Origin of the sequence: Aeromonas sp. R2-1 (assembly GCF_040908425.1) — a bacterium.
Taxonomy (GTDB): Bacteria; Pseudomonadota; Gammaproteobacteria; order Enterobacterales; family Aeromonadaceae; genus Aeromonas; species Aeromonas caviae.
Window position 1 is genome coordinate 278686 of record NZ_JBFODR010000023.1, and the last position, 18678, is coordinate 297363.

At 62.6% G+C, this 18678-nt stretch carries 17 protein-coding genes; 13 read left to right on the top strand and 4 right to left on the bottom strand.

The annotated features are described in order from the left end of the window. Positions 1-51: 51 nt before the first annotated feature. Both AB5Y80_RS07555 and AB5Y80_RS07560 read left to right on the top strand, forming a co-directional pair. The gene (locus AB5Y80_RS07555) at positions 52-561 is read left to right on the top strand and encodes an N-acetyltransferase family protein (RefSeq protein WP_368172778.1); all 510 of its coding nucleotides are present in this window, start codon (positions 52-54) and stop codon (positions 559-561) included. 81 nt (positions 562-642) lie between these two features. Continuing rightward, a complete protein-coding gene (locus AB5Y80_RS07560) occupies positions 643-813 on the top strand; it encodes a hypothetical protein (RefSeq protein WP_368172745.1) in 171 nt (56 codons plus the stop codon). Here the strand turns inward: AB5Y80_RS07560 and tppF are convergent. Further along, on the bottom strand, positions 782-1396 hold the full coding sequence (gene tppF, locus AB5Y80_RS07565) for a type IVa pilus pseudopilin TppF (protein ID WP_029313748.1): 615 nt from the start codon (positions 1394-1396) through the stop codon (positions 782-784). The two genes, AB5Y80_RS07560 and tppF, sit on opposite strands and share 32 nt — an antisense overlap. 40 nt (positions 1397-1436) lie before the next feature. Between tppF and AB5Y80_RS07570 the strand changes: the two genes are divergently transcribed. The 8 genes from AB5Y80_RS07570 (at position 1437) to AB5Y80_RS07605 (ending at position 9569) form a co-directional block, all read left to right on the top strand. After that, a complete protein-coding gene (locus tag AB5Y80_RS07570; RefSeq protein ID WP_368172746.1) occupies positions 1437-2225 on the top strand; it encodes a TatD family hydrolase in 789 nt (262 codons plus the stop codon). A gap of 213 nt (positions 2226-2438) precedes the next feature. Then, a complete protein-coding gene (locus tag AB5Y80_RS07575) occupies positions 2439-3713 on the top strand; it encodes a NupC/NupG family nucleoside CNT transporter (protein ID WP_039039944.1) in 1275 nt (424 codons plus the stop codon). A gap of 122 nt (positions 3714-3835) precedes the next feature. Continuing rightward, positions 3836-4006 (top strand): XapX domain-containing protein, encoded by a 171-nt coding sequence (locus AB5Y80_RS07580; RefSeq protein ID WP_010673027.1) that lies wholly within the window; start codon positions 3836-3838, stop codon positions 4004-4006. Between the two features lie 387 nt (positions 4007-4393). Continuing rightward, positions 4394-5167, top strand: a complete 774-nt coding sequence (deoC, locus tag AB5Y80_RS07585) for a deoxyribose-phosphate aldolase (RefSeq protein ID WP_368172747.1) — start codon at positions 4394-4396, stop codon at positions 5165-5167. A gap of 82 nt (positions 5168-5249) precedes the next feature. Beyond that, complete coding sequence (deoA, locus tag AB5Y80_RS07590; protein WP_069652232.1) at positions 5250-6581, top strand: thymidine phosphorylase; 1332 nt, start codon at positions 5250-5252, stop codon at positions 6579-6581. Positions 6582-6595: 14 nt separating this feature from the next. Then, a complete protein-coding gene (locus tag AB5Y80_RS07595; RefSeq protein ID WP_010673030.1) occupies positions 6596-7804 on the top strand; it encodes a phosphopentomutase in 1209 nt (402 codons plus the stop codon). A gap of 133 nt (positions 7805-7937) precedes the next feature. Continuing rightward, complete coding sequence (gene deoD, locus AB5Y80_RS07600) at positions 7938-8651, top strand: purine-nucleoside phosphorylase (protein ID WP_368172748.1); 714 nt, start codon at positions 7938-7940, stop codon at positions 8649-8651. A 132-nt stretch (positions 8652-8783) separates the two neighbouring features. Next, on the top strand, positions 8784-9569 hold the full coding sequence (locus AB5Y80_RS07605) for an RT0821/Lpp0805 family surface protein (protein ID WP_223956164.1): 786 nt from the start codon (positions 8784-8786) through the stop codon (positions 9567-9569). A 118-nt stretch (positions 9570-9687) separates the two neighbouring features. Here the strand turns inward: AB5Y80_RS07605 and AB5Y80_RS07610 are convergent, their stop codons facing one another. Next, entirely contained in the window at positions 9688-11943 is a 2256-nt protein-coding gene (locus AB5Y80_RS07610) for a PAS domain S-box protein (protein ID WP_368172749.1), read from the bottom strand. A gap of 65 nt (positions 11944-12008) precedes the next feature. After that, positions 12009-12617 carry an AhpA/YtjB family protein gene (locus tag AB5Y80_RS07615; protein ID WP_010673032.1) on the bottom strand — a complete coding sequence of 203 codons (609 nt, stop codon included), beginning with the start codon at positions 12615-12617 and terminating at the stop codon, positions 12009-12011. Positions 12618-12810: 193 nt separating this feature from the next. Between AB5Y80_RS07615 and serB the strand changes: the two genes are divergently transcribed. Together serB and AB5Y80_RS07625 are read left to right on the top strand one after the other, a co-directional pair. After that, on the top strand, positions 12811-13815 hold the full coding sequence (gene serB / locus AB5Y80_RS07620) for a phosphoserine phosphatase SerB (RefSeq protein ID WP_160839083.1): 1005 nt from the start codon (positions 12811-12813) through the stop codon (positions 13813-13815). Positions 13816-13843: 28 nt separating this feature from the next. Then, positions 13844-14749 carry an alpha/beta fold hydrolase gene (locus AB5Y80_RS07625; RefSeq protein ID WP_202040290.1) on the top strand — a complete coding sequence of 302 codons (906 nt, stop codon included), beginning with the start codon at positions 13844-13846 and terminating at the stop codon, positions 14747-14749. Positions 14750-14805: 56 nt separating this feature from the next. On the opposite strand, the gene AB5Y80_RS07630 is transcribed toward AB5Y80_RS07625, so the two are convergent. Further along, positions 14806-17181, bottom strand: coding sequence for a PilZ domain-containing protein (locus AB5Y80_RS07630; RefSeq protein ID WP_368172750.1), 2376 nt, complete (start codon positions 17179-17181; stop codon positions 14806-14808). Positions 17182-17281: 100 nt separating this feature from the next. Between AB5Y80_RS07630 and radA the strand changes: the two genes are divergently transcribed. Beyond that, the gene (gene radA / locus AB5Y80_RS07635; RefSeq protein ID WP_368172751.1) at positions 17282-18646 is read left to right on the top strand and encodes a DNA repair protein RadA; all 1365 of its coding nucleotides are present in this window, start codon (positions 17282-17284) and stop codon (positions 18644-18646) included. The last annotated feature ends 32 nt before the right edge of the window (positions 18647-18678 follow it).

Sequence of the window (18678 nt, forward strand, 5' to 3'; positions counted from 1 at the left end):
GTTTTTTTATGGTCGTGGTCGGTAGAACCACCAGGCAGGGAGGTCGGCGTGATGATTCGTATGGCAGGGGTGGAGGATGCGGCGGCGCTGGACAGCTTCTTCGGGCAACTGGACAGGGAGACCCGCTTCATGCTGTATGAAGCGGGAGAGCACCCCTCGGACATAGCGGGGCAGCGCAGGCGGCTCGAGGCCATGGCCGCGTCCCCCAATCAGGCCATGTGGCTGCTGGAGTTGGCGGGGGAGGTGCAAGGGTTTGCCGCGCTCCTTGGTGGCGGCCTGGCACGCAACCGCCACTGCGCCCTGGTGGTGATGGGGCTGCGTTCGGGGGCGCGCGGGCAGGGATGGGGTGAACGGTTGCTGCGTACCCTGATCGCGGCCGCGAGGGATCTCGGTATCCACCGGCTGGTGCTGGGAGTGATGGCCCACAACGAGGTGGCCCGCGCCTTGTATCGCAAGTGCGGGTTCGTGGAGGAAGGGGTGAGACGGCAGGCCTATCGGCTGGACGAGGGCTATGTGGACGAGATTTCCATGGGGCTGCTGCTGCCGCTGGACAGGCCATGACGCCGCTGGCCCCGAGATGCTGGTCTGGGGAGTTGGATTGGGGCAGGCTTGTGGGGAAACCATCAAGACAAGGAGGCGCCCATGAAGGGGATATTGCTGCGTTGGCTGGCTCGCTACGATGCCTGGTGCCAGGAGTGGGGACTCACACCGGAGAACCGGCGCTGCTGCGCGCCGGTACGCCATGATGAAGACGAGAAGTGCCCGGAGAAGGGCGACGACCTCACTGGAACTGGCGGGTCACGGCGCCAGTGACGCTGTTGTAGTCGAACGAGAGCCCGTCGGGGTATGCCGGGAAGCGGCCCACGGAGCTGCGCAGGGTATAGCGGCAGTTGTCGTGACGAAGGGCGCCGTCAGCCTGAGCGTCTGCCGGGATGAGCCGGGAGATGTAGTCACTGTCTGAATCCTGGTGCAACTCATCGGCCACCGTCAGATCGGTATCGAGCAGGGCGCCAAACAGGCTCTCGCAGTCGTCCCGGCTGCTGACGGAAATCTGATCGCTGTCGCCACCGGGGAAAACGGTATCGGGCCCCTGACCTCCCTGGTCCTCCTTGGTGCCCACCGGCCAGCCATGGCTGTTGATGTCGAGATCCTGCCTGCCCATGCCGCTAAAGTTGTAGAGTGCCAGGGGCTCCCCCTTCACCTTGACCGCCCAGCCGGCGTGGGCGAGCCGGGCGGCACTGGCAAAGCTGCCCGCCGTGGCCGAGACGCTGCTCTTGAGCCCGTCGTCCTGGATGTTGATGAAGCGGGGCAGGGCGGTCACGGCCAGGATCCCCAGCACGATGATGACCAGTACCAGTTCTATCAGGGTAAAGCCTCGGGAAACGTGTGTTGGCATGGAATGAACCCATTGAGTACGACAGACAGGTAAGCGCGACATGGAATTGATAGACACCCACTGCCACCTCGATTTTCCGGTCTTTGACGCCGATCGGGAGGCGCTGCTGACCCGGTGGCGCCAGCTGGGGGTGGGCGAGTATATCATCCCCGCCGTGGGAGAGGAAAACTGGAGGCGGGTGATGGCGCTGGCCGAGCGCCACGACGACATCCGCTATGGCCTGGGGATCCATCCCTGGTATGTGGGCAAGCAGCCCCGGGATGCACTGACCCGGCTGGAGACCCTGCTGGCGAGTCGGCCCCGTGGGCTGGTGGCCGTGGGGGAGTGCGGGCTGGATCTGCGCTCCCATGTGCCGCAGGAGGGGCAGGTCGAGATGTTCGAGGCGCAGGTGCGACTGGCCATGGCGCATGAGCTGCCCCTCATCGTCCACTCGGTGCGTGCCAACGACACGGTGGCCAAGATCCTGCGGCGCTTCACTCCGCCACAAGGGGGGGTCATTCACGCCTTCAGCGGCTCCCTGCATCAGGCGGAGGTGTTCTGGCAACTGGGTTTCAGGCTGGGGATCGGGGGGGTCATCAGCTATGAGCGGGCCAACAAGACCCGGGAGGCGATACGCCAGATGCCGCTGGAGGCCTTGCTGCTGGAAACCGACGCTCCCGACATGCCGCTGCAAGGCCAGCAGGGGGAGGTGAACACGCCGGCCAGCCTGCCGACCATAGCCCGCTTGTTGGCACAATTGCGGCAGCAACCGCTGGAGGATGTTATTTCGGTGTTACATGACTCCACCCGGCGGCTGTTCCCCCTAGGAAATCATGAAATTAACATTTGATTATCAAATGATGACCGAGTGATAAAAAATAGGGCCCATAAAAATCGTTTGCGGTCTAATTAAACGATGTTCAGGCCATTTGTGGCTTATAAAATGTGACCAGTATTCTATTTTGTCGCACCGTAATTAGTATAATGCGCACCCTTGATTAGCGGCTTCAATACACAAATCGTTAACAAGCTGGCAGGTGCTACTAAAGAGGAAGTGTTAATAATGAATCTGATAATGGGTCTGGTAGGGATGGCGACGCTCGTCCTGATTGCGGTGCTGTTCTCCAGCAACCGCAAGGCAATCAAAATTCGTACCGTAGGTGGCGCCTTTGCCATCCAGGCCGGTCTGGGGGCCTTCGTGCTCTACGTGCCGGTCGGTCGTGACATCCTGGTGGGCGTGTCCGACGCCGTCTCCAGCGTCATCGGTTATGGCCAGAACGGCATCGAATTCCTGTTCGGTGGTCTGGTTGGCAACAAGATGTTCGAAGTGTTCGGTGGCGGTGGCTTCGTCTTCGCCTTCCGCGTCCTGCCCGTCATCATCTTCTTCTCTTCCCTGATCGCGGTACTCTACTACCTCGGCATCATGCAGTGGGTGATCAAGCTGCTGGGCGGCGGTCTGCAGAAGGTGCTGGGCACCTCCCGTACCGAATCCCTCTCCGCCACTGCCAACATCTTCGTCGGTCAGACCGAAGCCCCGCTGGTGGTACGTCCCTTCATCTCCAAGATGACCGACTCCGAGCTGTTTGCCGTCATGTGTGGTGGTCTGGCTTCCGTTGCCGGCTCCGTACTGGCCGGTTACGCCTCCATGGGCGTCAAGATGGAATACCTGATCGCAGCCTCCTTCATGGCTGCCCCGGGTGGTCTGCTGTTCGCCAAGCTGCTGGTACCGGAAACCGAGACCCCGAGCTACGACGAGAACACCGCAGAAGGTGAGCTGGACGACAAACCTGCCAACGTGATCGACGCCGCTGCCGCCGGTGCCTCCGCCGGTCTGCAACTGGCCCTGAACGTGGGTGCCATGCTGCTGGCCTTCATCGGCCTCATCGCCATGATCAACGGCATCTTCTCCGGTGTGGGCGGCTGGTTCGGTTACCCGCAACTCTCCCTGGAGCTGCTGCTGGGCTGGCTGTTCTCCCCGCTGGCCTTCCTGATCGGCGTGCCCTGGAGCGAAGCGGTCGTGGCCGGTTCCTTCATCGGTCAGAAGCTGGTGGTCAACGAGTTCGTGGCTTACCTGAACTTCGCCCCCTACCTGAAGGATGAAGTACTGATCAACGGTGTGGCCATGTCCGAGCACACCAAGGCGATCATCTCCTTCGCCCTGTGCGGCTTCGCCAACCTGTCCTCCGTCGCCATCCTGCTGGGTGGTCTGGGCTCCATGGCACCGAACCGTCGCGGCACCATCGCCAAGTTCGGTCTGAAGGCCGTGCTGGCAGGTTCCCTGTCCAACCTGATGTCTGCGACCATCGCAGGCTTCTTCCTGGCGCTGTCCGGCATGTAACATTGCCTGACGACAGGATAAAGACGAACGCCACAGCGATTTGCTGTGGCGTTCTCGTTTGGGGTGGTGACAACCGTTTTCCTGTCAAGACTAATAATAAAGTGAGTCAAATCGGAGGTTCTATGAATGAAGTGCTACTGGCTATGGCGGCCGGCTTTATCGTTGGGGTGTTGTTTTCTTTCCTCAAGTTGCCGATACCGGCGCCGCCCGTCCTCTCCGGCGTCATGGGGATCGTGGGGGTTTATCTGGGGGGCATTGCCTACTCCTGGATCCTGACCCGCTTCTTCTCTTAAGCGCCTTCCAGCGCTGGATTTGCCGGGTGTGAGGTACCTCTGAAATTGGCAAATCCGGCTTGCAAACACGGGGTATCTCGGCTGAAATAGGCGATGCCAGCAGGGTGCTGGCATTGACTAATGCCCGGTGAATCCGGGTGTTGGCGGTCAAATGGAATTGATTGGGAAGTCGGGTCTGCGTAGTCGGCCTTTCTCAAGTCTTCATGGAACCAAGTCCGCACTTTTGTAAGAAAGTGACAGGGCTCTTGCCTTATTTGCAGCCGTATTGCCTGTGCATTTGCGCTGCAATTCCATATCCCGTTGCTCCGGGAACGTCTCTGCCGACCCTTGGTGTTCGGTGAAGCCGATCGCGGGTGATGGGGCTTAACAAGACTTTGGAGACATAGCATGACTGATCTGAAAGTGGCCGCCCAACGCGCCCTGAACCTGATGGACCTGACCACCCTGAACGATGACGACACCGATCAGAAGGTGATCGACCTGTGCCACAAGGCCAAGTCTTCGGCCGGCCTGACCGCCGCCGTCTGCATCTACCCCCGTTTCATCCCCATCGCGCGCAAGACCCTGCGTGACATCGGCGCCGCCGACGTGCGCATCGCGACCGTGACCAACTTCCCCCACGGCAACGACGACATCGAGATCGCCGTGGCCGAGACCCGCGCCGCCGTGGCCTACGGTGCCGACGAGGTGGACGTGGTCTTCCCGTACCGCGCCTTCATGGCCGGCAATGAACAGGTCGGCTTCGATCTGGTCAAAGCATGTAAGGAAGCCTGCGGCGCCAAGGTACTGCTGAAAGTGATCATCGAGACCGGCGAGTTGAAGGAAGAGGCGCTGATCCGTCGCGCCTCCGAGATCTCCATCGACGCCGGTGCCGATTTCATCAAGACCTCCACCGGCAAGGTGCCGGTCAATGCGACCCCGGAAGCGGCCCGCATCATGATGGAAGTGATCAAGGCCAAGAACCCGAAAGTGGGCTTCAAGCCGGCCGGTGGCGTGAAAGACGCCGCCGTGGCGGGTCAGTACCTGGCCATGGCCGAAGAGATCCTGGGCAAGGACTGGGTATCCGCCCGCACCTTCCGTTTCGGTGCCTCCAGTCTGCTGGCCAGCCTGCTGGCGACCCTGGGGCATGGCGACAAGCCTGCCAATACCAGCGGTTACTAAGCGGTGGAAGGGGGCGGTGCGCCGCCCCCTTCCGGATCTGGTTCGGTCTGTGTTCGTGCGTGATGCACGGAGGGAATGAAAGATGTTTTTGCCTCAAGAAATTATTCGCAAGAAGCGCAACGGTGAAGCGCTCAGTACCCAAGAGATTCAATTCTTCGTTCAGGGCATTACCAACAACACCATCGGCGAGGGGCAGATCGCGGCCCTGGCCATGGCGGTCTACTTCAAGGACATGACCATGGATGAGCGGGTCGCCCTGACCTGCGCCATGCGCGACTCCGGCATGGTATTGACCTGGGACCACCTCAATCTGGGCGGCCCCATCGTCGACAAGCACTCCACCGGCGGCGTGGGTGACGTCGTCTCCCTGATGCTGGGCCCCATGGTCGCTGCGTGCGGTGGTTTCGTGCCCATGATCTCCGGCCGGGGTCTCGGTCACACCGGCGGTACCCTGGACAAGCTGGATGCCATCCCCGGCTACCAGACCTCGGTCGACAACGACCGCTTCCTGAAAGTAGTGAAAGAGGCGGGGGTCGCCATCATCGGCCAGACCGGCGATCTCGCCCCGGCCGACAAGCGTATCTACGCGGTACGGGATATCACCGCCACCGTCGAGTCCATTGCCATGATCACCGGCTCCATCCTCTCCAAGAAGCTCGCCTCCGGGCTCGAAGCCCTGGTGATGGACGTGAAAGTGGGCTCCGGCGCCTTCATGCCGACCTTTGAAGCCTCTGAAGAGCTTGCCAAGAGCATCGTCGCCGTGGCCAACGGTGCCGGCTGCCGTACTTCAGCACTCCTGACCGACATGAACCAGGTGCTGGCCTCCAGCGCCGGCAACGCCGTGGAAGTGCGCGAAGCGGTGCGCTACCTGACCGGTGAGTATCGCAACCCGCGCATCCACGAAGTGACCATGGCCCTGTGCGCCGAGATGCTGATCTCCGCCGGCCTGGCCAGCGATGACGGCGATGCCCGCACCAGGTTGCAGGCGGTGCTCGACAACGGCAAGGCCGCCGAGATCTTCGGGCGCATGGTGACCGGCCTCGGCGGTCCCGCCGACTTCATGGAGCGTTATGACGCCTACCTGCCCAAAGCCGCCATCGTGCGCCCCGTCTACGCGGCCCACAGCGGATTCGTCACCGCGATGGATACCCGTGAACTGGGTCTGGCCGTGGTCGCCATGGGGGGCGGTCGCCGCGCCGCCGCCGACAAACTCGATTATGCCGTCGGTCTGACCGACTTTATCCGCCTGGGTCAGAGCGTCGATGCTGACAAGCCGCTCGCCCTGATCCACGCTCAGACAGAAGCTCAATTTGCCGAGGCTGCCCGCATGGTGCAGGCTGCCGTGAAGATCGGCGACACCCGACCAGAGGCGCTGCCCGAGGTTTACCGTCGCATCGGTCTGGCTGATTTGTAACAAGGGGAAGTCCCATGAAACGTACCTTTATTCTGATGATGGACTCTTTCGGTATTGGTGCTGCCGCCGATGCCGACAAGTTCGGCGACGTGGGTGCCAATACCCTTGGCCATATCGCCAAGGCGTGCGCCGCCGGTGAGATCGAGGGCCGTGGCGCTCTCAACCTGCCAAACCTCAGCAAGCTGGGTCTGGGCCACGCGGGCGAACTCGCCAGCGGCACCTTCCCGGCCGGACTGAACAAGGACATCGAAGTGGTCGGCGCCTACGGCTTTGCCCAGGAGCTCTCCTCCGGCAAGGACACCCCGTCCGGTCACTGGGAGATTGCCGGCGTGCCCGTCTTGTTCGAGTGGGGTTATTTCCACGACCATCACAACAGCTTCCCGCAGGAGCTGCTGGATGCCATCGTCGAGAAGGCCGGTCTGCCCGGGTATCTGGGCAACTGCCACGCCTCCGGCACCCAGGTGCTGGACGATCTGGGCGAAGAGCACATGCGCACCGGCAAGCCGATCCTCTACACCTCTGCCGACTCCGTGTTCCAGATCGCCTGCCACGAAGAGACCTATGGCCTCGAGAAGCTCTATGAGCTGTGCCACATCGTGCGCGAGCTGCTGGAGCCCTACAACATCGGCCGCGTCATCGCGCGTCCGTTCGTGGGCAGCGGCAAGGGCAACTTCAAGCGCACCGGCAACCGCCACGACTACTCCGTGCTGCCGCCGGCGCCGACCGTGCTGGACTACATGAAGGAAGCGGGTGGCCAGGTGGTCTCCATCGGCAAGATCGCCGACATCTATGCCCAGCAGGGCATCACCAAGCAGGTGAAGGGGACCGGTCTGACCGAGCTGTGGGACAGGACTCTGGAAGAGGTGAAAGCGGCCGGTGACCAGACCATCGTCTTCACCAACTTCGTGGACTTTGACTCCTCCTACGGTCACCGCCGTGATGTCAAGGGCTACGCCGATGCGCTGGAGTACTTCGACTCCCGCCTGCCGGAGCTGTTCGACCTGCTGCAGGATGGCGACGTGGTGGTGCTGACCGCCGACCACGGCTGTGACCCGACCTGGAGTGGTACCGACCACACCCGCGAATACATTCCGGTACTGTTCTACGGCAAGCCGGTCAAGGCGGGCTCCGTCGGTCGTCGCGAGACCTTCGCCGACATCGGCCAGAGCATCGCGGCCTACCACGGCCTGCCCAAGCTGCAATACGGTACCAGCTTCCTGTGATGGTGACCCCGGGCCGGTTCGCCTGCCCGGGGTGCCACAGGGCCCCGGTTTCCTGTAATGTACCGCCGCCGCGCAGGCAGCGGACAATCCATAAAGACAATAAAACTCAACCTAGTGTGAAGGAATAAAGAGAATGGCAACTCCTCATATCAATGCGAAAGATGGCGCCTTTGCTGATACCGTGCTGATGCCGGGCGACCCCCTGCGTGCCAAATACATCGCCGAAACCTTCCTGCAGAACGTCGAGCAGGTGTGCGACGTGCGCAACATGTTCGGTTTCACCGGCACCTACAAGGGTCGTCGCATCTCCGTCATGGGCCACGGCATGGGCATCCCGTCCTGCTCCATCTACGCAAAAGAGCTGATCACCGACTACGGCGTGAAGACCCTGATCCGCGTGGGCTCCTGCGGTGCCGTGCGTGAAGACGTGAAACTGCGTGACGTGGTGATCGGCATGGGTGCCTGCACTGACTCCAAAGTGAACCGTCTGCGCTTCAAGGATCACGACTTCGCCGCCATCGCCGACTTCGACCTGGTGGCCAATGCCGTTCAGGCCGCCAAGAACAAGGGCGTGGCCGTGCGCGTGGGCAACATCTTCTCCGCCGATCTGTTCTACACCCCGGACCCCTCCATGTTCGACGTCATGGAAAAATACGGCATCCTGGGTGTCGAGATGGAAGCCGCCGGTATCTATGGCGTGGCCGCCGAGTACGGTGCCAAGGCGCTGACCATCTGCACCGTCTCCGACCATATCCGTACTGGTGAGCAGACCACCTCCGAAGAGCGTCAGCTGACCTTCAACGACATGATCGAAATCGCGCTGGACTCCGTCCTGCTGGGTGACTGATCCCAGGCTTCGGCTCCACGCAAAAACGGCGACCCAGGGGTCGCCGTTTTTTTATGCCTCATCGGGATGGAAAACTCAGCTGGCGAGTTGCGCTGTCTATACTTTCGGGCAACTCCTCATGAGGCTAACACCATGAAACGAATATATATCCTGCCTCCGATGCTGCTTGCCATGATGTTGATAGTCCCGACGCTCTGGCAGGAGGCGCTGGCGCTGGAGGGCAGGGGCCAGCACATGCCCCAGCACAGGTCGGCGCCGCAGCGGGTATCCCAGCCCCACGCGGTGCAGCACAGGGCCGTGCCCCGTCAGGCCAATCGGGAGTCGGTAAAATTCAACGAGGGGTGGGGCAATGTGAGGGCGCGGGACAAGGCGACCCGGCCGGTTCATGTCAACCAGCGTCAGATACAGGATCGCCATGTCGAGGGCAACCATCAGCTGGACAACCGCCACATCGACAATAGTCGTGACATCAGGGGCAACAACCTGGTCATCGACAATCACCACAACAATATCGTCGTGCCACCGAATCGGCGCCGTGTCTATCACGACGTGGTGGTGGTTCGTCCCTATGGCCACTGGTATGGGGGCTATGGCAGTTATTACGACGACAACGATGCCTGGAAGTGGCTGGCCTTCACCGCCATTACCCTGAAGATCCTCGACAACATCAATGAGGAGCAGCAGCGGGAGCACGAGGCTGCCCAGGTCAAGGCGACCACGGCACCCCTGAACGATCCCGTCACCTGGAGTAATGGTGACGCCTCCGGCTCGGTGACTGCGGTGCGGGAAGGGACCAGCAGCAGTGGCCGCTACTGCCGCGAATTCCAGCAGACCATCACGGTGGGTGGCAAGAAGGAGGATGCCTTCGGTACTGCTTGCCAGAAGCCTGACGGCTCTTGGGAGATCGTTTCGGATTGAAAGCCAGCAGGTGAGAGGGGCGTTGACTCCCGATCTGCCAAGCTGCGGGGAACTGGGAGTGGGTCAAGAAACGGGGAGGCATGAGGCTTCCCCGTTGCTTTGGGGGGCTGACAGTCCCTTATGCCGTGCTGAGATCGAGGGCGAAGCGCCCCTTGCCCGACTGCTTGGCCTGGTACATGGCGGCATCGGCCCGGTGCAGCAGATCATCGATGTGACAATACTGGCCCGAATGACAGAGGGCACCCCCTATGCTGCCGGCAAGGGGCAGCCGGTGACCGGCCACGTCCCCGGGAACCGCCATGGCCGCCAGCAGTCGCTCGCATAGGGCAGGCAGCTCCTGCGCGGGTTGGCGCAGGGCAGGCAGTATGATGGTGAACTCGTCGCCGGCCAGGCGCGCCACCATGTCCCCCGGGCGCACCTCGGCACTCAGCACCTGGGCAAAGCGCTGCAACAGGGCGTCGCCGATATGGTGGCCCAGTCTGTCGTTGATTCCCTTGAAGCCGTCGAGATCGAGGAACAGCAGCCCCAGGGTCTCGGCATTCTGACGTACCCGCTCCAGCTCCCGGGAGAGGCGCAGGGTGAAGGCTCGCCGGTTGGGCAGGCCGGTGAGGGGGTCGTGAGCCGCCTCGTGTTCCAGCTGGCTTTGCAGCGCCTTGAACTCGGTGATGTCGCTGCCGAGGATGTAGACCCCGGGCTCGTCGCCCCGGCTCGGGATCATGGTGATCCTGAGGTCACGCTGACCTATGGGCAGATCGAAACGGTGCTCGAAACTCACCTGCTCACCGGCGAGGGCCTTTGCCACATAGGCCATGGCCCTGCCGTGGGCCTCCTCGCCGATGACGTCCCGCACGCTCATTTCCCGCATCTGTTCGGTATCGAGCCCGAAGTAGCGGCAATAGGCCTGGTTGGCGAACAGGTAACGCCCCTCGGGTGACACCATGCTGATGGTGACCGGCAGGCCATCGGTGATGGCCCGCAGTCGGGCACGGCCACGCTCGATCTCCGCGAGCACTTGGCGGCGGGCCGTTATGTCGTGCAAAAACAGGGCGATGCGCACCTTGCCGTCGAACTGGTAACGCTCGGCAATCACCTCGACCGGGATGTGCCGGCCTGTGCGGGTGATGATGTCGCACTCCAGCCGCCGTGGCGGACTCTGCGGGTTGCCTGACAGGCTCAGCAGGGGATGCTCGGCGCCGAGCAGCCCGAAGAGGGGACGGCCCAGCATCTCGTCGGCGTGCCAGCCGAGCAGGGTGGTGGAGGCCGGGTTCCAGCCTGTGATGATGAAATCGGCATCGAGCTCGAGGAAGGCATTGCTGGTGTGCTCCAGCATGTGCTGCAAGCGGCGCTGCTCCTGCCACAGCTGCTGCTGCATGGCGCCGCGCTCGTGCATCTCCTGATGCAACTGCTCCACCGTGCGGGAGAGCTCCCGGGTCCGTGACTGCACCTGCTGCTCGAGCCCTTGCTGCAGCCGCACGAGTTCGGCTTCGGCCTGTTTGCGCTCGGTGAGGTCGGCAAACACGGCGATCATGTGGGGGGCCATGGTGCGGCTCTGACAGAGGGTCACGCTGAGCTGGACCCAGCACTGGGTACCATCGGCCCGGATCATCCGCTTCTCCAGCCGGTAATCCTGCCGTTGCCCCGCGATAAGGGCATCGAACAGGGGCTGCTCCCGTTGCAGATCTTCGGGATGGGTCATGGCGAGCCAGGTCCGGCTCAGCATCTCATGCTCGCTGTAACCGAGCAGCCGCTCCAGCCCCGGATTGGCTCTCAACCATTTCCCCTCGAGGGAGGAGAGGGCCATGCCCACCGACGACTGGTTGAAGGTGAGGGTGAAGAGATGCTCCTTGTCTTCCAGCACCTGGTTGAGGGTGCGCACCTGGTGGCGCCGCTCCAGATCGTGCAGGGTGTTCTCCACCAGGCGGCCGAAGTCGTCGAGATCCCGGCAGGCATCTTCGTCGAGATGGCGCGGCACATGGTCCACCAGGCAGAGGGTGCCGAGCACCACGCCATCCAGCGCCCGCAGGGGGCGGCCGGCGTAGAAGACCACACCGGGATCATCGGTCACCAGCGGATTGTCGGCAAAGCGGAGATCCCGTCTGGCATCCGGTACCTGCATGATGTCGGGGCGCAAAATGGCATGACCGCAGAAGGAGTGCTCCCGGTTGATCTCGCACATATCGACCCCGGTGCGGGCGAGAAACCACTGTCTGTTCACGTCGGTCAGGGAGACCATGGCGATGGGGAGTGCGAAATGCCGGGTGATGAGCCGGGTGAGGCGATCAAGCTGATCGATGGGCTCGTGGTCGAGCAGGCCGAGGATGCGCAGTCGTTCCAGTCGACTGTGTTCATCCAGCGGCAAGGGGGGGGCAATCATGTGGCTCTCCTGCCAGTGATCTTGCCAGTGTTATATACAAGCCGGAGGATGTGATCCACTCCCGCTTATTGCGGAGCGGCGGGTTTGCTCTGTTTCTTGTGCTTGCGCACCCGCATGTAGTTGCGACGCACCCCGTAGGAGATGAGCAGGCCGGCCAGCAGCATCACCAGCAACATCAGGCGCTGTTTCTCCTGGTTGACCTTGAGATGGGTATCTTGTGCGGCCAGCAGTTTCTGCTCTTCCAGGGTGATCCTCAGATAGCCCAGGGTCAGGTTTCCGTCTTGGATCTCCTGGACGAACTGGATGCGCCCCTTGCCCTGCTCCGGCAGGGATTTGTTGTCGCTGCCGATGGGCAGCAGACTGTCCAGCGGCAGGGCGTTGTCCGACTGGGCGAGGGGAATGCCGCGGGCGTCATAGAGGGTGACATCCAGAATGTCAGGCTCGGCGGCCAGATCCTGCGCCAGTCTCTCCAGCTCGCTCTCCTTGTCCTCCTTGATCCAGCGGCGCATGTCCCGGGCGGCATAGGCGACCAGCGCCTGTGCCCTGTCCCGTGCCGCCGCGTGCAGGGCGGCCTGGCTCTCTCCCTGCATGTGGATGAGCAGCACCAGCACCCAGAGACCGAGCAGGACTCCCGCCGCCAGGCTGACAACACGTTTGATGGGAAGATGACGCACAGAACCGGGCCTCTGGTAATGGATGAGCGGGGCTGTCTGGTGCCCCGGTGCCGCGAAGCGGGAAACAGGGTGGTCTGTTTCCATGTCTGCCCGCACCGCAGGCGGGATCTTGGCGCTTGCCTGTACAAAAAGCAATACGCTACTCTGGGCCCGCATGATGAACCCCATGATTTCCAAGGAAGGCGTCTCTCTTATGTTGTTGTCCCAACTTCCCCGCTCCCTGCACGACTGGTCCGGGGCCCTGAGCTGTGCCCCCTGCTGGCAGCTCACCAACGAAGCCCTGCTGCCCGCGGCCAACGCCCACGACAGCGCCTGGATTGTCCTGTTTGGCAAGGGGCTGGAGGCCGGTCATCTGGCCCGCCTGGCCCAGCAGCTGGATGCCCTGGGGCTCGAGGCCAGCCTCTATCCCGCAGGGGAGCAGGCAGGTATTCCACTGCTGCTGCTTGGCACCAACCGCTTCTCCCCCGAGCTGGTGCAGGCGCTCAAAGCCCAGGAGTGGGACATCGACCTGTGTCATCTGGCCGCCCTGCCTACCCTGAGTGAGCCGGGTCTGCTGGTGATGGACATGGATTCCACCGCGATCAGGATAGAGTGCATCGACGAAATCGCGCGGCTGGCCGGGGTCGGTGAGCAGGTGGCGGCCGTTACCGCGGCAGCCATGCAGGGCAAGCTGGAGTTTGCCGACAGTCTGCGTGCCCGGGTGGCGCTGCTAGAAGGGGCGCCGGTCACCATCCTCGACGAGGTGGCGGCCGACATGCCCTGGATGCCGGGCCTGCCACTCATGGTCGATACCCTCAAGCAGGCTGGCTGGAAGGTGGCGATCGCCTCCGGTGGCTTCACCCGCTTTGCCGGCGAGTTGCAGCGTGCTCTGGGTCTGGATGCCATTTTCGCCAACGAGCTGGCGGTGGAAGGGGGCCTGCTGACCGGCAAGGTGAGCGGCCCCATCGTCGATGCCGCCGCCAAGGCCGAGGCGCTGCAACAGCTGGCCTCGGAGTACGGGGTGGTTGCATCCCAGACGGTCGCGGTCGGCGATGGTGCCAACGATCTCAAGATGATGGGGGTGGCGGGGCTTGGTATTGCCATTCATGCCAAACCCCTGGTACGTGCCCAGGCGGCGGCGACCCTCAATCACCACGATCTGGAAGGGGTGCTCTGCCTGCTCGGCGCCTTGGCTTGTCGCGACCGGCGCTGGTGCTGATCCCGCTCAAGGAGGAGCCGATCACGAGATGGAACTGTTACAGCAATCCCTGTTTGTCCCCTGCGGTGAGCATCGACTCCATGTGCGCCATATCCAGCCCGGTGTCGCGGTGCATGCCGACCCCATCCTGATGGTGCACGGGGCCATCGAGAACGGCCGCATCTTCTACACCGAATCGGGCAAGGGGCTGGCCTGCTTTCTGGCTCGCCACGGGTATCAGGTCTATGTGGCGGATCTGCGTGGTCGGGGTCTGAGCACTCCGACCATCGCCGAGCGGGCCGGCCACGGTCAGCATGAGCTGATCACCGAGGATCTGCCCGCTCTGCAGCGCTGGGTATCGGCCCGCCATGCCGGTGCCCGGGTGCACTGGATGGCCCACTCCTGGGGCGGCGTCATCATGGCCTCGACCCTGGTGCGCTTCCCCGAGCTGGCGGAGCAGGTTGCCAGCCTGGTGTTCTTCGGCACCAAGCGGGGGGTCTCGGTGCAGAACCCGGAGCGCTGGTTGAAGGTGGATCTGATCTGGAACCGGCTCGCCCCCTGGCTGGCGCGCCGCCAGGGGTTTCTGGCCGCCCGCCGGTTGAAGATAGGGGCCGATGATGAGCCCCTGCGCTACCTGCAGGAGACCATCCCCTGGGTCAAGTGCGGGCCCTGGCAGGATCCCTTTGACGGTTTCGCCTATGACGAGGCGGCGAGCCGGGTCAACTGGCCCCCGCTCTGGATGATCTCCGCCAAGGCGGACAAGGTTCTTGGCCACCCCGTCGACGTGCGCCGCTTCAGCGACGAGATGGGCTCGGCCGCCCGCCACACCCGCCTTGGGCGGGACAACGGCAACCGCCTCGATTACGACCACATCAACATGTTGACGGCCCCCCAGGCACAGGAGGATCACTTCCCCGACATCCTCGCCTGGCTGCGCAACCCCCAGGCTGCCTGATAGACAAAAAACGGGCGCTTGCGTGCCCGTTTTTTGTTGTCTCCCGGCCCTGCTGGTTAGCGGGGCCCGGATGGTATGCCAAGGCGGAACAGGGTCGCCTCGGTGGTATCGGTCAGTTCACCCACGCCCACGACACTCCAGAGCTCCTCTTCCAGCTTCTTGGCCTTGTGAATGGCGAACTTGGCGATGTAGTCCAGTTCACCCGCGATGAAGCTGGTGTCCGGGCGGCCGGTGCGCGAAATACCCACCAGTACCGAATAGAATTCTCCCTGTTGCCGAGCCAGCTCGATGAAGCGGCGCTTTTGATCCGGTGAGCTGAAGCTGCTGGCCAGGTGGCTGCGAAACAGGGGGGTTCCCCCCTGGGAGTGGAGGGCGGCGATGTAGACCTCCTCCTCTTCCGGCTTGTCTTCCCGCTCGATGGCGCGCAGGGGATTGAGCAGCAGGGCCTTGAGCAGCGCCCCCTGGAACAGGGGATACAGGTTCAACTGCTGATCCTGCTCGGCACAGATGCGCAGCAGACGGGAAAGGCTGCGTGGCTGTGGCGAGAGGCCGGCCGCGGCCAGTTTCGGGGCGGCCTTGAGCTTGTTCACATAGACGGGGGTGTTGAACAGGTGGTGGGTGTAGAGGTTGCGCAGCGCCCTGGCCATGCCGCGATAGCGATTGAACTCCCGGGTGGTCTTGAGCTTGTTCTGGTTGCTTTCGATAAGCAGGCTGAAGAACTGGTGGCCGGTATGGCGCTCAGCCGTCCCCTCGATGCACAGATGCAGCACGGTTCTGCTCAGGTTGAGGCTGACCAGCCGATAGGGCAGGCGTTGCAGGTCCATGTTCCTGGCGAGCTCCTGCAAACGGGGCAGAGCCACCGTGATGATGTCTCCCTTCTCCCCGTCGAACGGCTCCTCCAGCTCGATTTGCATGCCGTGGGCCGAGATGTCTCGGGTCCAGCCGACCCAGGTTCGCTCCTTGTGATGCAAGACGATGGCCGTCTTGTGCATGTAGCGCGCCTCCTTGCGCAGTTGCACATAGTGCAGCGTCTCTATCTCGAAGGGGGCGGCATGGATGTCATGGCCAAAGCGCTGCAAGGCGTTGGCGTTGAGCGGATCCTGACCCGTCTCTCGCTGGAACTCGTCGCGCTGGTTGTCCAGGTTTATCTCCTGCAGCATGCCTACGTATCCGAGCTGGGCCAGGCGCTCGCGCAGCAGCCTGTCCTGCAACTGGCTCGCCCCGCCCTGGGGGTTGTCGAGGTCGGCCTCCCGCAGGGTGCAGGCTTCCATGCTGAACTTGTATACCCGCCAGCTGGGGCGGCGGGCGCCGATCTGGAAGAAGAGCGCGGTCAGTCCGCTCTGTTCCAGCTCCTCCCGGGTCGCGGAGAAGAAGTAGAGGTGGCTGCGTACCGCATGGGTAAAGCTGTAGATCAGCGTCTCGCGCAGCCCCTCTTTGCCTGGAAGCAACGAGGGCATGCGGGCCGCAGTGAAGAGGCTGGCGAGCATGTCGCGGTTCTTGGCGTCGCGCCAGTATTCGAGAATGTGCTGGTTGTTCTCGGTGCGCAGGGCGATCTCGAGGGCGGGGATGCTGCCCTTGCCGAAATAGAGGGGCATGCCGGTCATGCGCGGCAGATAGAACTGCTCATACCCCTTGATGACGGCGGCGGAGAGCAGGTAGTCGACGCTGACGCGATAGCGGCTGCGGTTGCGCTCGATGAAGTCGCGCAGGAACTCGTCGAACACCGGATGCTCGCCGTTCTTGAGCAGCCTGAGCCAGAATTTGTCCTCTTTTCTCTCCTCCCCCAGGATCTGGTAGCTGACCGGGTCACGCAGCAGGGGATGGGGATGATCGCGTTCCAGTCCGGTGAAAAAGACGGCTATCAGGTCGCCTGTCTGGTAGTCGGGCAGATAGGGCACGGATACCCGGATGCCGCCGAGGGAGATGTCGGAGCTCTTGGCGAGGATTTTCTCGCCGTTGGCGAGTTGGAGCACCATGGGAGAGCTGAAGTGCATGCGCTCTTCCTGTCGCCCGTAATGGCTGGCGAAGGGGATGGCGCTGACATCGAACGGACGAAACGGGCTGATGGGCAGCGCCAGATTGTCGCTGCGCCCCTGGTTGAGCTTGTACCAGGCTTGCAGCGCCTCGTAGACCCCCAGGGTGTAGCTGTCCCGGTAGAGGTAGCACTGGGATTGAAACAGCTCGATGGCCTCGGCGGGCATGAAGTGGGTCACCCCGTCGAACTCATGCACCTGACAGAGGGCGCCCAGCTCGTTGCGCATGTCGATGACGCGCCGACAGGGGGTGCACTTACGTTTGAGTTCCATCTTCAGCAGGAACCGACTGTTGGTATTTTCGTTCTGGGTCAGACGGTTGAAGATTTCGTCGAAGTCCTTTTCCCGGAGCAGGGGGACAAGTTGTTCTATCAGATGTAGTGGTTGTTCTGAATCCATGTATTCCTGCCGCGGAAAGTCACTTTTCCGATTCTGGGTTTGATCTGCCGGTCGCAAACAAGTATATCAAGCAGGAATTCATCCTGTCCCCGAGTTATCCATGGCCAAAAACAAAACCGCCTATGTTTGTTCCGAATGTGGAGCCGACTTCACCCGCTGGCAAGGTCAGTGCAGCGAGTGCAAGGAGTGGAACACCATCACCGAGGTGCGACTGGGGGTGACGACATCCGGCAAGAGCGCTCGCTATACCGGTTATGCGGGCGCCGTCGGCAGCCAGGTGCAGACCCTCGCGGAGATCGCTACCACGGAGATCCCCCGTTTCAGCTCGGGCTTCAAGGAGCTGGACCGCGTACTCGGTGGCGGTGTGGTCCCCGGTTCGGCCATTCTTATCGGCGGCAACCCCGGGGCCGGCAAGTCGACCCTGTTGCTGCAGACCATGTGCGGCCTGGCACAGCGCATGAAGACCCTCTATGTGACCGGTGAGGAGTCACTGCAACAGGTGGCGATGCGGGCCGGTCGGCTGGGTCTGCCCACGGACAAGCTGCGCATGTTGTCCGAGACCAGCGTCGAGCAGATTTGTCTCATCGCCCAGCAGGAGCAACCTCAGATCATGGTCATCGACTCCATCCAGGTGATGCACGTGGCGGATGTGCAGTCCGCGCCGGGTTCCGTCTCCCAGGTGCGGGAGTCGGCGGCGCTGTTGACACGCTATGCCAAGCAGAATCATGTGGCCATCTTCATGGTGGGCCACGTCACCAAGGACGGCACCCTGGCGGGCCCCAAGGTGCTGGAGCACTGCATCGACTGCTCCGTGCTGCTGGATGGCGGGCACGACTCGCGTTTTCGCACCCTGCGATCCCACAAGAACCGCTTCGGTGCGGTCAACGAACTGGGGGTCTTCGCCATGACCGGGCAGGGAATGAAGGAAGTGAGCAACCCTTCCGCGATTTTCCTCAGCCGCGGGGAGGAGCAGGCTCCGGGCTCCATCGTCATGGTGATCTGGGAAGGCACGCGCCCCCTGCTGGTGGAGTTGCAGGCGCTGGTGGATTACTCCCAGCTCTCCAATCCGCGCCGGGTGGCGGTGGGGATGGATCACAACCGTCTCGCCATGCTGCTGGCGGTGCTGCATCGTCACGGCGGGTTGCAGATGGCGGATCAGGATGTGTTCATCAACGTGGTGGGTGGCGTCAAAGTCGAGGAGACCAGCGCGGATCTGGCGCTGCTGCTGGCCATGGTGTCGAGCTTCCGGGATCAGGCCCTGCCCAAGGATCTGGTAGTCTTTGGTGAGGTGGGGCTCTCCGGCGAGATACGGCCCGTGCCCTCGGGTCAGGAGCGACTGCAGGAGGCGGCCAAGCACGGTTTCCGCCGAGCCATCGTCCCGCATGCCAATGCGCCCAAACATCCCATCGAGGGGATGGAGGTGGTGCCGGTGAAGAAACTCTCCGATGCCCTCGAGGCCCTGTAACCAACCATGAAAAAGGAGCGTATGAACGCTCC

Excerpts from the sequence above, each read along its gene's own strand:
- AB5Y80_RS07555 (WP_368172778.1), top strand. The coding sequence starts at position 52 with ATGATTCGTATGGCAGGGGTGGAGGATGCGGCGGCGCTGGACAGCTTC.
- AB5Y80_RS07560 (WP_368172745.1), top strand. The coding sequence starts at position 643 with ATGAAGGGGATATTGCTGCGTTGGCTGGCTCGCTACGATGCCTGGTGC.
- tppF (WP_029313748.1), bottom strand. The coding sequence starts at position 1,396 with ATGCCAACACACGTTTCCCGAGGCTTTACCCTGATAGAACTGGTACTG.
- AB5Y80_RS07570 (WP_368172746.1), top strand. The coding sequence starts at position 1,437 with ATGGAATTGATAGACACCCACTGCCACCTCGATTTTCCGGTCTTTGAC.
- AB5Y80_RS07575 (WP_039039944.1), top strand. The coding sequence starts at position 2,439 with ATGAATCTGATAATGGGTCTGGTAGGGATGGCGACGCTCGTCCTGATT.
- AB5Y80_RS07580 (WP_010673027.1), top strand. The coding sequence starts at position 3,836 with ATGAATGAAGTGCTACTGGCTATGGCGGCCGGCTTTATCGTTGGGGTG.
- deoC (WP_368172747.1), top strand. The coding sequence starts at position 4,394 with ATGACTGATCTGAAAGTGGCCGCCCAACGCGCCCTGAACCTGATGGAC.
- deoA (WP_069652232.1), top strand. The coding sequence starts at position 5,250 with ATGTTTTTGCCTCAAGAAATTATTCGCAAGAAGCGCAACGGTGAAGCG.
- AB5Y80_RS07595 (WP_010673030.1), top strand. The coding sequence starts at position 6,596 with ATGAAACGTACCTTTATTCTGATGATGGACTCTTTCGGTATTGGTGCT.
- deoD (WP_368172748.1), top strand. The coding sequence starts at position 7,938 with ATGGCAACTCCTCATATCAATGCGAAAGATGGCGCCTTTGCTGATACC.
- AB5Y80_RS07605 (WP_223956164.1), top strand. The coding sequence starts at position 8,784 with ATGAAACGAATATATATCCTGCCTCCGATGCTGCTTGCCATGATGTTG.
- AB5Y80_RS07610 (WP_368172749.1), bottom strand. The coding sequence starts at position 11,943 with ATGATTGCCCCCCCCTTGCCGCTGGATGAACACAGTCGACTGGAACGA.
- serB (WP_160839083.1), top strand. The coding sequence starts at position 12,811 with ATGTTGTTGTCCCAACTTCCCCGCTCCCTGCACGACTGGTCCGGGGCC.
- AB5Y80_RS07625 (WP_202040290.1), top strand. The coding sequence starts at position 13,844 with ATGGAACTGTTACAGCAATCCCTGTTTGTCCCCTGCGGTGAGCATCGA.
- AB5Y80_RS07630 (WP_368172750.1), bottom strand. The coding sequence starts at position 17,181 with ATGGATTCAGAACAACCACTACATCTGATAGAACAACTTGTCCCCCTG.
- radA (WP_368172751.1), top strand. The coding sequence starts at position 17,282 with ATGGCCAAAAACAAAACCGCCTATGTTTGTTCCGAATGTGGAGCCGAC.